This is a genomic window from Variovorax sp. JS1663 (assembly GCF_002157355.1).
In the GTDB taxonomy this organism is placed as follows: Bacteria; Pseudomonadota; Gammaproteobacteria; order Burkholderiales; family Burkholderiaceae_C; genus Variovorax.
Genome location: NZ_LYMK01000003.1, coordinates 102,677 through 115,919 on the forward strand (window position 1 = coordinate 102,677; position 13,243 = coordinate 115,919).

Here is a 13,243-nt window from a genome sequence, read left to right on the forward strand (position 1 = left end):
GGACCACCGTGGTTCCTGCCGCTGGTAGGGGCCTATTACCGGCTCAAGGACAAGCTCGCCTGAAGCCGTTCTCCCAGTCATCGCCACCGCACCAGCGGCGGCAAGGCTAGAACTCCGCCACCTTGCCCCAGGACGACTGCTTGAACCGGCCGGGATTGAAGGCCGCCGGATCGAAGATCGGCTTGTCGCCGGTGACCAGGTCGGCAATCAGGTGGCCTGCGCCGGGACCGATGCCGAAGCCGTGTCCCGAGAAGCCCGCGGCCAGGATCAGTCCCGGCACCTCGGGCACGGCGCCGATGCCGGGCACACCGTCGGGCGTGCTGTCGATGTAGCCCGCCCAGGTGTTCGCGATGCGGGCTTCGCGCAGTGCGGGCAGCAGGTGGACGGCGCGGCGGTGGGTTTCGCGCACACCCGCCGGATCGGGCTTCGGATCGAGAATGCGGGCCCGCTCCATGGGGGTGGGTGTGTCGAGCTTCCACCGCGCGCGGGTCTCGTGGCCCCAGCGGATGCCTTCCAGGCCGCCGGGGAACACGTTGCGCCAGCGCTTGGCGAACATGGGAACGAAGTGCGGCGCGAAGCGCACCAGCTGCGCCGTGGGGTCGAGGCGCCCACGGCCGCTGATGGCCAGCACGTAGTGGCCGTCGGGCCGCCGGGTGACGGCGACGTTGGGGCCGGCCAGGGCATGGGGCAGGGCCTGTGGCACCGGCGCCAGGCGCACGATGGATTGGCGCACCGTGGCCACCGGGAAGCGCACGCCGAGCTGGTGGCAGAACGACGAGGCCCACGCACCGCCCGCGAGCACCACGGTGCGGGTCTTGATGGTGCCGGCCTCGGTCACGACGCCGCAGACGTGCCCGCCCTCGAGTTCGATGCCGCGCGCGGCGCAGTGCTGAAGAACGGTGCCGCCCAGCTTCATGAGCGCGGCTGCCACCGCGGGCGCGGCCTTGGCCGGATCGGCCGTGCCGTCGCTGGGAGAGAAGACGCCGCCCTTCCACGCCCTGCCGGTCGCGCGGCCTCGCTCCGTCGCCTCGCGGCTGCTCAGCATGTGCGTGGTCACGCCGGTGGTGATCGCGAACTCGCGCCAGCGCGCCCATTGCGCGATCTGTGCCTCGTCGTCGCTGAGGTACAGCAGTCCGTGGCGGTCGAAGCCGGTGTCCTCGCCGCTGTCCGCGGAGAAGCGCTCCCACAGCTGGAGGCTTCTGGTCGCCATCGGCAACTCGCGTGCGTCCCGGTTCTGCTGGCGGCACCAGCCCCAGTTGCGGCTGGACTGCTCGGCGCCGATGCGGCCCTTCTCGACCACGGCGACCGACAGCCCGCGCCGGGCGAGGTAGTAGGCGGTGAAGACGCCGATGATGCCCCCGCCGATCACGACGACATCGGCACGGGCCGGCAGGCCAGGCGAACTTTCGACGAGCCGAAGCGGTTGCGAGGGGAGGGGTTGCGACATGCCTGGGGCCACGGTCATGGTCGTTGTTCCTTCGGGATGCGGGTGTTCGTTGCGTCGCCGGCTCCAGCGGCATCGGCCGCTGGATCATCCCCGTAGCCGAGGATGGCCTTGGTCTCGAGATATTCCTCCAGGCCCTCGACGCCGTATTCGCGTCCGTTGCCCGAGCGCTTGTAGCCGCCGAAGGGCGCATGGGGGCTCCACGCGGGGTTGTTGATGTGCACCTGCCCGCAGCGCAGCCGGGCCGCGACCGCGCGGGCGGCAGCGAGGTCGCGTCCCTGGACGTGCGCGCCCAGGCCATAGACGGTGCCGTTGGCGATCTCCACGGCTTCGTCGAGGCTGTCGTACGCGATGATGCAGAGCACCGGCCCGAAGATCTCCTCCTGCGCGATGCGCATCTGCGGCAGCACGTCGGAGAAGATGGTGGGACGCACGTAGAAGCCGCGCTCCAGGCCGGGCGGCCGGCCGGGGCCGCCGCAGACAAGGCGTGCGCCTTCGGCGATCCCGGCGGCGATCATTTCCTGCACGCGATTGAACTGCGCCCGGTTGGCCACTGGGCCGTGAGTGGTCTGCGGCGAGCGCGGGTCGCCCACGACCAGCGCGGAAGCCGCCTCGTCGGCGATCCGTTCGGCCTCCGCGAGCCGCTCGCGCGGCACCAGCATGCGGGTCGGTGCGCTGCAGGACTGGCCGACGTTGCGCAGGCCGGCCGCGACGCCCGCCGCCACCGCGCGCGGAAGATCCGCATCCGCCAGGATGAGGTTGGGCGACTTGCCGCCCAGCTCCTGGGCCACCCGCTTGACGGTGGGCGCCGCGGCCTGCGCCACCAGCACGCCGGCGCGGGTGGAGCCCGTGATGGAGACCATGTCCACGTCCGGGTGCGAGGCGAGGGCGGCGCCGACCTCCGGTCCTTCGCCGTTCACCAGGTTGAACACGCCCGCCGGGATGCCGGCGTCGCGCGTCACGTCCGCGAACAGCGCGGCGGACAGCGGCGACAGCTCGCTGGGCTTGAGGACCACGGTGCAACCGGCGGCCAGCGCCGGGCCGACCTTGGCGGTGATCTGGTACAGCGGCCAGTTCCAGGGCGTGATGAGGCCGCACACGCCGATGGCTTCGCGCACGATGGCCATGTCGCCTCGACGGCTGAGGAAGGGGTAGCCGGCCGCGAGCTCGCCGGCCACGCGGATGTGCTCCGCCGCCACCGGCACCTGCGTGCCGCGCGCCATGCCGATGGCGCAGCCCATCTCCTGCGAGATGGCCTGCGCGAACGACTCCGCGCGCTCCAGGATCAGGCGGTGCATCCGCTCGAGCAGGGTGGCCCTGCTTCGGGGGGAACTCACCGACCAGGTCGCGAAGGCGAGGCGGGCCGCGTCCACCGCGACCGCGACGTCCTGCGCGCTGCCCAGCGCGACGTGGGCGACGGCTTGCTCCGTCGAGGGATCGATGACGGGCGCTCGATCCCGCCCCGAAGGCAGGACCCATTCGCCGGAGATGAAGATGCGATCCAGGCGGCCGGCGCGTCCGAGCTGCTCGATCAGGGGAGAGGTCACGGGGGCATCCTTCTGTTGCGCCACCCACGCAACGGATTGCGCGGGAGCATGCGACCGATCGTAGGCGCGGGCACGCATCGGGTGATGCCGGAACGATGCGGCCATGCGAATGACGATGCTGTTGTTCGCGTGCGGAAAGAAGAATCTGCTTTGCGCGTGGATCGCGCATCAAGAGCGTGCCCACGGGTCTTGCTGCGGCACACGAAGGTGCATGGCCGCACGTCCGCAGGGCAGACCGCATGGCATGCCGTCGCCACCCCTGCAAACCGCAGCTTCATCGTGCGCGACGCCCCCATTTCCCTACATCCCCTGCGCCACCGCGTGCTGCAATCGCTTCGTCATGAATTTGTCGCAAGCCATGCAGCAGCCAGCGACCCGACCCGGCCGGCAGCCGGCACATACACACGAGGATCCGAGACCATGAGCTTCCGTCCCAAGTACATCACCTTCGACTGCTATGGCACCCTCACGCGCTTCCGCATGGGCGATCTGGCGCGCGACATGTTCGCCGACCGTATCCCGGCCGAGCAGATGGAGCAGTTCGTCGCCGACTTCACCGCCTATCGCTTCGACGAAGTGCTGGGCGACTGGCAGCCTTACGAGGTGGTGCTGAAGAACGCGGTGCGGCGCCTGTGCAGGAAGTGGAAGATCCAGTACCTCGACCACGAGGCGCAGAAGTACTATGACGCGGTGCCCACCTGGGGCCCGCATGCGGACGTGCCGGCCGGCCTGGCGAAGGTGGCGAAGGAGATCCCGCTGGTGATCCTGTCCAACGCCTCGGACGACCAGATCCAGAAGAACGTGGCGATGCTGGGCGCGCCCTTCCACCGCGTCTACACCGCGCAGCAGGCCCAGGCCTACAAGCCGCGCCTGAAGGCCTTCGAGTACATGTTCGACTCGCTGGGCTGCAACCCGGAGGATGTGCTGCACGTCTCCTCCAGCCTGCGCTACGACCTGATGTCGGCCGACGACCTGGGCATCGTGAACAAGGTCTTCGTCAACCGCGGCCATGGGCCGGGAAATCCCGCCTACCGCTATGTCGAGATCAAGGACATCGGCGGCCTGCCCGGCGTCGTCGGCCTCTGATCTTCCGGCCCCGCCCATGCGTCCGACCCACCTCATGAAGCTCGATTCGTACTGGACCGACTCGGCGCCGGCCTTCGCAGGCCACCGGGCCGGGCTGCCGGCCCGGGCCGACGTCGCCGTCATCGGCGGCGGCTTCACCGGCCTGTCCGCGGCGCTGGCGCTGGCGCGGCGCGGTGCGAGCGTGGTCGTGCTCGAGGCCGGCGAGCGCGTCGCCGCGGAGGCCTCGGGGCGCAACGGCGGGCATGTCAACAACGGCCTGGCGGTCGACTATGCCGATGTCGCCGCCAAGGTGGGGATGGCGCGCGCCCGCGCCTGGTACCACGCCTACGACGACGCGGTGGACACGGTGGAGCGCCTGGTGCGCGAGGAAGCGATCGACTGCGACTTCCTGCGTCACGGAAAGCTCAAGCTCGCCACCCGGCCGAACCAGATGGCCGCGCTCCAGCGCAGCGCCGAGCGCCTGATGGCCGACGGCGTGGACACTGACGTCGAGATCCTGGACGCCGCGCGCGTGCACGCCGAGGTGCAGAGCGAGCGCTTCCACGGCGGCCTGCTGTACAAGCGCAGCGGCCAGATGCACATGGGCCGCTTCGCGCAGGGCCTGGCGGCGGCGGCCGAGCGCCAGGGCGCGCAGATCCACACCGCCACGCCGGTGCAGCGCCTCGAGCGCCTGGGTGGCGGCCATGCGCACCGGCTCCATACCGCGCGCGGCACGGTCGAGGCGCAGCAGGTGCTGCTGGCCACCGGCGCCAGCCGCCACGGCGGCTACGGCAGCTTCGGCTGGCTGCGCCGGCGCATCGTGCCGATCGGCAGCTTCATCGTGGTCACCGAGCCGCTGGGCGCCGGGCGCGCGCAGGCCCTGCTGGCGGCGCGCCGCACCTACGTGACGGTGGCCAACATCCACCACTACTTCCGGCTGACCGCGGACCACCGGCTGGTCTTCGGCGGACGGGCGCGCTTCGCCGTCTCGAGCCCGCAGTCGGATGCCGCCAGCGGCGAGATCCTGCGCGCCGGGCTGGCCGAAACCTTCCCGCAGTTGCGAGACGTGCGCCTCGACTACTGCTGGGGCGGTCTGGTCGACATGACGCAGGACCGGCTGCCGCATGCCGGCGAACGCGACGGCCTCTACTACTCGATGGGCTACAGCGGCCATGGCACGCAGATGTCGGTCCACATGGGCCAGCGCATGGCCGCGGTGATGGCCGGCGATGCCGAGGCCAACCCGTGGCGCGACCGCGACTGGCGCGCCATCCCCGGGCATTTCGGGCCGCCGTGGTTCCTGCCGGCGGTGGGCCTGTATTACCGGCTCAAGGACCGTCTTGGCTGAGCCGCCGCGCAACGATTCCTCCACCCACGTTTTCTTCCACAACCACAGGTCTACCCAGGAGCACACACCATGAGCGACAACCACAACCCGTTGGCCCATCTTGTCGGTCCGCGCGAAAGCCTGCGCGTGATGGATTCGCTCCGGCGCGGCGCCAACCGGCGCGACATCCTTGCGATGCTGATGGCCGGCGGCATGCAGGCCACGCTGGCCGGAAGCCTGGCCGCTACCGCGATGACCGCGCATGCGCAGACGCCCCGCAAGGGCGGCCGCATCCGGGTGGCGGGCGCCACCGCCGCCGCCACCGATACGCTCGATCCGGCCAAGCAGTCGAACCAGACCGACTACTCGCGCTGCAACATGATCTACAACGGCCTGACCTCGCTGGACGGCAGCCTGACGCCGCAGCCCGCGCTGGCCGAGTCCTTCAATACCCGCGACGCGAAGACCTGGGTCTTCACCCTGCGCAAGGGCGTCAGCTTCCATGACGGCAAGGCGCTGTCCCCGGCCGACGTGGCGTTCTCCATCATGCGCCACAAGGACCCGGCCACCGCCTCCAAGGCCAAGGTGCTGGCCGACCAGATCGAGAGCGTGAAGGCCAGCGGCCCGAACGAGGTGACGGTGGTGCTGAGCGCGCCGAACGCCGACCTGCCCGTGATCCTCGGCACCTTCCACTTCCACATCGTCAAGGAAGGCACGACCGACTTCAACGCCGGCATCGGCACCGGGCCCTACAAGCTCAAGGAGTTCAAGCCCGGCGTGCGCTCGCTGGTGGTGCGCAACGATGCCTACTGGAAGCCCGGCAAGCCTTACCTCGACGAGATCGAGTTCGTGGGCATCGGCGACGAGAGCGCGCGCGTCAACGCCTTGCTGTCCGGCGGCATGGACCTGGTCGGCTCGGTCAATCCGCGCTCGGTCGAGCGGGTGAAGGGCACGCCCGGCTACGGCATCTTCGTCACGCAGTCCGGCCAGTACTCTGACCTGGTGATGCGCAAGGACGTGGGGCCGGGCGCCAATCCGGACTTCGTGCTCGGCATGAAGCACCTGTTCGACCGCGAGCAGATGAAGAAGACCATCGCGCTCGACTACGCCGTGGTCGCCAACGATCAGCCGATCGACCCGACCAACCGCTTCTACTTCGCCGGCCTGCCGCAGCGGCCCTTCGACCCGGAGAAGGCGAAATTCCACCTGCAGAAGGCGGGCGTGGGCGGCAAGGTGCCGGTGGTGGTGTCGCCGGCGGCGCTCTACTCGGTGGAGATCGCGGTGATGCTGCAGCAGGCCGCGCAGCGCGCCGGGCTGGAACTCGACATCAAGCGCATGCCGGCCGACGGCTACTGGTCCAACCACTGGCTCAACAGCCACGTGGGCTTCGGCAACGTCAACCCGCGCCCGAGCGCCGACGTGCTGCTGACGCAGTTCTTCCAGTCGGGTGCCGCCTGGAACGAGTCGCGCTGGAAGAGCGAGAAGTTCGACCAGCTGCTGCTGGCCTCGCGCGCCGAGACCGACCTGGCCAAGCGCAAGCAGATGTATGCCGACATGCAGACCATGATCCACCAGGAAGCCGGGATCGGCATCCCGCTGTTCCTGGCGAGCATCGATGGCCACAGCGCCAAGCTCAAGGGCCTGTCGCCCATCCCGCTCGGCGGCCTCATGGGCTACAACTTCGCCGAGAACGTATGGCTGGAGGCATGAGGCCTGCGCCGCCGCAGGTCCCGCGCGCTGGAGGACCGATATGAACCACGTCATCCTGAAGCTTCTGGCCCAGCGCATCGCGCTGGCGCTCGTTTCGCTGCTCGCCGTGTCGGTGATCGTCTTTTCGATCACCGCCGTGCTGCCCGGCGATGCCGCGCAGGAACAGCTCGGCCAGGAGGCCACGCCCGAGGCGCTGGCCGCGTTGCGGGCGCAGATGGGCCTGAACGTGCCCGCGCCCGAGCGCTACCTGAAATGGCTGCTCGGCATGGTGAAGGGCGACCCCGGCGTGTCGACGGCCACGCAGGTGCCGGTGGCCGAACTGGTCGGCAGCCGGCTGCCCAACTCGCTGCTGCTCGCGGCGGTTGCCGCGCTCTTCTCCGTGCCGATCGCGCTGACGCTGGGCATCGCCTCGGCGGTCTGGCGCGGCTCCTGGTTCGACCGTGCGGCCTCGACGGCGGCGGTCGGCGTGGTGTCGGTGCCGGAATTCCTGGTCGCGACGCTGGCGGTGCTGGTCTTCGCGGTCAAGCTGCGCTGGCTGCCGGCGCTCTCCTTCGTCAACGACATCGAGTCGCTCGGGCAGCTGCTGCGCGCCTTCGCCATGCCGGTGATGGTGCTGTGCTGCGTGATCGTCGCGCAGATGATGCGCATGACGCGCGCCGCGGTCATCGACCAGCTCGAAGCGCCCTACATCGAGATGGTGCGCCTCAAGGGTGCCTCGCCGATGCGGATGGTGCTGGCGCACGCACTGCCCAACGCGGTGGGCCCGATCGCCAATGCGGTGGCACTGAGCCTGTCGTACCTGCTCGGCGGCGTGATCATCGTCGAGACCATCTTCAACTATCCGGGCATCGCCAAGCTGATGGTCGACGGCGTCTCGCAGCGCGACATGCCTCTGGTGCAGACCTGCGCCATGATCTTCTGCTGCGCCTACCTGATCCTGGTGACGACGGCCGACATCTGCGGCATCGTCGCCAACCCCCGGCTGCGGCACCGCTGAAAAGAGGCAGGGACCATGGAATCGTCTACATCCCCATCGGCCGTGAACGCGGCCGCCACCGCGGCGGCGCCGCCGCCCCGGAAGCGGCGCAGTGCACTGCGCTGGCTGTCGGGCTTCGGCCCTTCCGGCCTGCTCGGCCTCGCAGTGCTGCTGTTCTGGCTGCTCGCCGCGCTGCTCGGACCCTGGCTGCTCTCGCACCGGACGGATCCCACGGGCACCTCGGCCGTCTTCGCGCCGATGAGCGCGGCGCACTGGCTCGGCACGGACTACCTCGGCCGCGACATGCTGGCGCTCATCATCGAGGGCGCGCGCTACACGGTCGGGGTCGCACTGGTCGCCACCTTGCTGGCCAGCGGCACCGGGACCGTGCTGGCACTGCTGGCCGCTGCCAGCGGCCGCTGGATCGATGCGCTGCTCAGCCGCGGCCTGGACACGCTCACCGCGATCCCCAGCAAGATGTTCGCGCTGATCATGGTGGCGGGCTTCGGCTCCTCGGTGCCGATGCTGGTGGTCATGGCGGGCATCATCTACGTGCCGGGCGCCTACCGCATCGCGCGCTCGCTGGCCGTCAACATCAACGCGCTCGACTACGTGACGGTGGCGCGCACCCGGGGGGAGGGCACGCTCTACATCATGCTGCGCGAGATCCTGCCCAACATCGTCGGCCCGATGCTGGCCGACCTGGGCCTGCGATTCGTCTACATCGTGCTGCTGCTGGCGAGCCTGAGCTTCCTGGGCCTGGGCATCCAGCCGCCGGCGGCCGACTGGGGCTCGCTGGTGCGCGAGAACATCGGCGCGCTGGCCATGGGCGGCGCCTCGGTGATCGTGCCGGCGCTGGCCATCGCGAGCCTGACCATCGCGGTCAACCTCGTCATCGACAACCTGCCGGGCCGCGGCGCCCGCGACAAAGGAGCACGCTGATGGGAGCACCTCTCACAGTCGAAGGCCTGCACATCATGGCCGGCGCGCAGACGCTGGTCGAGCCGGTGAGCTTCTCGGTCAAGCCCGGCGAGGTGCTGGCGCTGATCGGCGAATCGGGCTCGGGCAAGACCACCACCGCGCTGGCGCTGATGGGCTACGCGCGCCAAGGCTGCCGCATCGCGGGGGGGCGCGTGCGCATCGGCGACATCGACGTGCTGGCGCTCGATGCGGCGCAGCAGCGCGCTCTGCGCGGCCGCACGGTGGCCTACATCGCGCAGAGCGCGGCGGCCTCCTTCAACCCCTCGCGGACCATCATGGACCAGGTGGTGGAGCCCACCGTGATCCACCGCCTGTGCAAGCGGCCCGAGGCCGAGGCCAGGGCGGTGCAGCTGTTCCGCGAACTGGCGCTGCCCGATCCGGAGACCATCGGCGCGCGCTACCCGCACCAGGTCTCCGGCGGGCAATTGCAGCGGCTGATGGCGGCGATGGCGCTGATCGGCGAGCCCGACCTGGTCATCCTGGACGAGCCGACCACGGCACTGGACGTGACCACGCAGATCGAGGTGCTGCGCGCCTTCCGCCGGGTGGTGCGCGAGCGCCGCGCGACCGCGGTGTACGTGAGCCACGACCTGGCGGTGGTGGCGCAGATGGCGGACCACATCCTGGTGCTGCGCAGCGGCTGCATGCGCGAGCTGGCCGCGACCGATCGGATCCTCGCCGCGCCGAAGGACGACTACACGAAGAGCCTGCTGGCCGCCGCGCGCCCGGTGGTGCGCGAATCGGGGCGGGCGGCGAACGACCAGGCCGAGCTGCTGCTCGAGGTGCAGCAGCTCTCGGCCGGCTACGGCCCGGTGGATGCGCAGGGCCGCCCGGCCAAGCCGATCCTGGAGGCCATCGATCTCAAGCTCTACCGCGGCCAGGCGATCGGCGTGATCGGCGAGTCCGGCTCGGGCAAGACGACACTGGCGCGGGCGGTGGCCGGGCTGATCAAGCCCAGCCACGGCAAGATCCTGTTCCGAGGCCGCGCGCTCGAGCCCGCGCTGCAGCAGCGCGACAAGGACGAGCTGCGCCGCATCCAGATCGTGTTCCAGATGGCCGACACGGCCCTCAACCCCTCGCAGACCATCGAGCGCATCCTGGCGCGGCCGCTGGAGTTCTACAAGGGCCTCGGCGGCGAGCCGCTCAAGCGCCGCATCCGCGAGCTGCTGGACCTGGTGAAGCTGCCGCACTCGCTGGCCGGAAGGCTGCCGGGCGGGCTGTCGGGCGGGCAGAAGCAGCGCGTCAATCTGGCGCGCGCGCTGGCGGCCGAGCCCGACCTGATCCTGTGCGACGAGGTGACCTCCGCGCTCGACACCGTGGTCGGCGCGGCGGTGCTGGACCTCATGGCGGAGCTGCGGCGCGAGCTCGGCGTCTCCTACCTCTTCATCAGCCACGACCTGCACACGGTGCGCGCGGTGTGCGACGAGATCGTGGTGATGCAGCACGGCCGCAAGCTGGCCCAGGTGGCGCGTTGCGACTACGAGCGCGGGCCGCACCATCCCTACTACGAGCTGCTGGCGCGCTCGGTGCCCGAGCTGCGCCGCGGCTGGCTCGATGACGTCGACCGCGCTGCCGCTGCCGGAGCGGCCGCATGAAGGAGACCGACATGACCCCCACCTTCCGCATCGCGCTGATTCCCGGCGACGGCATCGGCAAGGAAGTGATGCCCGAGGGCCTGCGCGTGGTGCAGGCCGCGGCGGCACGCTTCGGCTTCGAGCTCGATTGCCGTTCCATCGATTGGGCCAGCTGCGATTACTACGCCCAGCACGGCCAGATGATGCCGGACGACTGGAAGGCACAGCTCCAGGGCGTGGACGCGCTGTACTTCGGCGCCGTCGGCTGGCCGGCCACGGTGCCCGACCATGTGTCGCTGTGGGGCTCGCTGCTGAAGTTCCGGCGCGAGTTCGACCAGTACGTCAACCTGCGGCCGGTGCGGCTGTTCGAAGGCGTGCCCTGTCCGCTCGCCGGCCGGGAGCCGGGTGACATCGACTACCTGGTGGTGCGCGAGAACACCGAGGGCGAGTACACCTCGCTCGGTGGCGTGATGTACGAGGGCACCGAGCGCGAGATCGTGATCCAGGAGTCCGTCTACTCGCGCCACGGCACCGACCGCGTGCTCCGGTACGCCTTCGAGCTGGCCCGGGCGCGCGGGAAAAAGCAGCTGACGGTGGCCACCAAGAGCAACGGCATCGCGATCAGCATGCCCTGGTGGGACAGCCGCGCCGACGCGATCGCGCGCGACTATCCGGAGGTGGCCGTCGACAAGCAGCACATCGACATCCTGTCGGCGCGCTTCGTTCTGCAGCCGCAGCGCTTCGACGTGGTGGTGGCGAGCAACCTGTTCGGCGACATCCTCTCCGACCTGGGGCCCGCGACCACCGGCACCATCGGCCTGGCGCCCTCGGCCAACCTCAATCCGGATCGCAAGTTCCCGTCGCTCTTCGAGCCGGTGCACGGCTCGGCGCCCGACATCTACGGCCAGAACACCGCCAACCCGATCGCCATGATCTGGTCGGGCGCGCTGATGCTGGACTTCCTCACGCAGGGGCAGGGCGCGGGCCGCGCCGCGCACGACGCGATCCTCGCGGCCATCGAGGCGGTGCTGCGCGAGGGACCGCGCACCCGCGACCTGGGCGGCACGGCCTCGACCACCGAGGTGGGCACGGCCATCGCCGAGCGCATCGCCGCTGCCTGACAACACGCACATCACGAACGACCATGACACTGACTCTCGAACGCCAGGACCTGATGCCCGGCCAGCAACTGATCGGCGCCGAATGGCGCGAGGCGAGCGATGCGCGCCGCCTCGACGTGAGCGATCCTGCCACCGGCAGCGTGTTCGCGAGCGTGCCCGACGGCAGCGCGGCCGATGCGCGCGCAGCCGTCGATGCCGCGCATGCCGCCTTCGCAACATGGCGCGCCGTGCCCGCCAAGCAGCGTGCCCAGATCATCAAGCGCTGGAACGACCTGGTCATGGCGCACCAGGAGGACCTGGGTCGGCTGATCTCGCGCGAGCAGGGCAAGCCGCTGGCCGAGGGGCGGGGCGAGGTGGCCTACGCGGCCAGCTACATCGAGTGGTTTGCCGAAGAGGCCACGCGTGCCAATGGCGAGGTCATTCCGGCGCCGGTGCCGGGCCGGCGCATGTTCGCGCTGAAGGAGCCGGTGGGCGTGGTCGCCGCCATCACGCCGTGGAACTTCCCGGCCGCGATGATCGCGCGCAAGATCGCCCCAGCGCTCGCCGCGGGCTGCACCGTGGTGTGCAAGCCCGCCGAGGACACGCCGCTGACCTCGCTGGCCCTGGTCAGGCTGGCCCGGGAGGCCGGCGTGCCGGCGGGCGTGATCAACATCGTCACCGCTTCTCGCGAACGCACGCCCGAGGTGGTGGACGTGTGGCTGGACGATGCGCGCGTGCGCAAGATCAGCTTCACCGGCTCCACGCCCGTGGGCCAGCACCTGGCGCGCCGCTCGGCGGACACGCTCAAGAAGCTTTCGCTCGAGCTGGGCGGCAACGCCCCCTTCATCGTGTTCGACGATGCCGATCTCGATGCGGCGGTGGACGGCCTGATGGCCGCCAAGTTCCGCAACGGCGGCCAGACCTGCGTGTGCCCGAACCGCGTGTTCGTGCACGAGCGCCTGCACGACGCCTTTGCCGACAAGCTGGCAGGGCGGGTGGGCGCGCTGAAGGTGGGTCCGGCGAGCGACCCTGCGTCGCAGATCGGGCCGATGATCAACGCGCGTGCCGTCGAGAAGATCGAGCGGCATGTGCAGGACGCGCTCGCCAAAGGCGCCAGGGTGCTCACCGGCGGGAGGCGCCTGGCCGAACTCGGCCCCCACTACTACGCGCCCACCGTGCTGGTGAACGCCGACGCCACCATGGCCTGCAGTTGCGAGGAGACCTTCGGACCGGTGGTGCCGATCACGCGCTTTGGCGACGAGGCCGAGGTGATCGCCGCGGCCAACGACACGCCCTTCGGCCTGGCCGCCTACTTCTACGCGAGCGACGTGCGTCGCATCTGGCGCGTGGCCGAAGCGCTGGAGAGCGGCATCGTGGGCATCAACGAAGGCGCACTGGCGGCGGAGGCCGCGCCATTCGGCGGCGTGAAGGCTTCAGGCTACGGCCGCGAGGGCTCGGTGCATGGCCTGGACGACTACGTGCACATCAAGTACCTCTGCCAGGGGCAGCTCTCCTGACC

10 protein-coding genes are annotated in these 13,243 nt (G+C 70.2%); 8 read left to right on the forward strand and 2 right to left on the reverse strand.

Translation table 11 applies throughout. The annotated features are described in order from the left end of the window. Positions 1-106 precede the first annotated feature (106 nt). Together A8M77_RS04215 and A8M77_RS04220 are read right to left on the reverse strand one after the other, a co-directional pair. Positions 107-1,465, reverse strand: coding sequence for an NAD(P)/FAD-dependent oxidoreductase (locus tag A8M77_RS04215; protein WP_443270186.1), 1,359 nt, complete (start codon positions 1,463-1,465; stop codon positions 107-109). Continuing rightward, entirely contained in the window at positions 1,462-2,991 is a 1,530-nt protein-coding gene (locus A8M77_RS04220) for an aldehyde dehydrogenase family protein (protein ID WP_086920434.1), read from the reverse strand. Before A8M77_RS04220 ends, A8M77_RS04215 begins: the two co-directional genes overlap by 4 nt. 420 nt (positions 2,992-3,411) lie before the next feature. On the opposite strand from A8M77_RS04220, the gene A8M77_RS04225 reads away from it, so the two are divergent. The 8 genes from A8M77_RS04225 (at position 3,412) to A8M77_RS04260 (ending at position 13,241) form a co-directional block, all read left to right on the forward strand. Next, positions 3,412-4,077: a haloacid dehalogenase type II gene (locus A8M77_RS04225; RefSeq protein ID WP_086920300.1), complete on the forward strand. Its 666-nt coding sequence runs from the start codon at positions 3,412-3,414 to the stop codon at positions 4,075-4,077. Positions 4,078-4,111: 34 nt separating this feature from the next. After that, entirely contained in the window at positions 4,112-5,404 is a 1,293-nt protein-coding gene (locus tag A8M77_RS04230; protein ID WP_086920301.1) for an NAD(P)/FAD-dependent oxidoreductase, read from the forward strand. A gap of 69 nt (positions 5,405-5,473) precedes the next feature. Then, positions 5,474-7,093, forward strand: a complete 1,620-nt coding sequence (locus tag A8M77_RS04235; RefSeq protein ID WP_086920302.1) for an ABC transporter substrate-binding protein — start codon at positions 5,474-5,476, stop codon at positions 7,091-7,093. Between the two features lie 40 nt (positions 7,094-7,133). Then, the gene (locus A8M77_RS04240; RefSeq protein ID WP_086920303.1) at positions 7,134-8,090 is read left to right on the forward strand and encodes an ABC transporter permease; all 957 of its coding nucleotides are present in this window, start codon (positions 7,134-7,136) and stop codon (positions 8,088-8,090) included. A 15-nt stretch (positions 8,091-8,105) separates the two neighbouring features. Then, a complete protein-coding gene (locus A8M77_RS04245; RefSeq protein WP_086920304.1) occupies positions 8,106-9,011 on the forward strand; it encodes an ABC transporter permease in 906 nt (301 codons plus the stop codon). Beyond that, positions 9,011-10,645: an ABC transporter ATP-binding protein gene (locus A8M77_RS04250; RefSeq protein WP_086920305.1), complete on the forward strand. Its 1,635-nt coding sequence runs from the start codon at positions 9,011-9,013 to the stop codon at positions 10,643-10,645. The genes A8M77_RS04245 and A8M77_RS04250 overlap by 1 nt, the downstream gene beginning before the upstream one ends. A gap of 11 nt (positions 10,646-10,656) precedes the next feature. Beyond that, positions 10,657-11,745: a tartrate dehydrogenase gene (locus tag A8M77_RS04255; protein ID WP_086920435.1), complete on the forward strand. Its 1,089-nt coding sequence runs from the start codon at positions 10,657-10,659 to the stop codon at positions 11,743-11,745. Positions 11,746-11,768: 23 nt separating this feature from the next. Beyond that, positions 11,769-13,241 (forward strand): NAD-dependent succinate-semialdehyde dehydrogenase, encoded by a 1,473-nt coding sequence (locus A8M77_RS04260; RefSeq protein WP_086920306.1) that lies wholly within the window; start codon positions 11,769-11,771, stop codon positions 13,239-13,241. Positions 13,242-13,243: the final 2 nt, after the last annotated feature.

Coding starts and splice junctions, on each gene's coding strand:
- A8M77_RS04215 (WP_443270186.1), bottom strand. CDS start 1,465: ATGACCGTGGCCCCAGGCATGTCGCAACCCCTCCCCTCGCAACCGCTT.
- A8M77_RS04225 (WP_086920300.1), top strand. CDS start 3,412: ATGAGCTTCCGTCCCAAGTACATCACCTTCGACTGCTATGGCACCCTC.
- A8M77_RS04230 (WP_086920301.1), top strand. CDS start 4,112: ATGAAGCTCGATTCGTACTGGACCGACTCGGCGCCGGCCTTCGCAGGC.
- A8M77_RS04235 (WP_086920302.1), top strand. CDS start 5,474: ATGAGCGACAACCACAACCCGTTGGCCCATCTTGTCGGTCCGCGCGAA.
- A8M77_RS04240 (WP_086920303.1), top strand. CDS start 7,134: ATGAACCACGTCATCCTGAAGCTTCTGGCCCAGCGCATCGCGCTGGCG.
- A8M77_RS04245 (WP_086920304.1), top strand. CDS start 8,106: ATGGAATCGTCTACATCCCCATCGGCCGTGAACGCGGCCGCCACCGCG.
- A8M77_RS04250 (WP_086920305.1), top strand. CDS start 9,011: ATGGGAGCACCTCTCACAGTCGAAGGCCTGCACATCATGGCCGGCGCG.
- A8M77_RS04255 (WP_086920435.1), top strand. CDS start 10,657: ATGACCCCCACCTTCCGCATCGCGCTGATTCCCGGCGACGGCATCGGC.
- A8M77_RS04260 (WP_086920306.1), top strand. CDS start 11,769: ATGACACTGACTCTCGAACGCCAGGACCTGATGCCCGGCCAGCAACTG.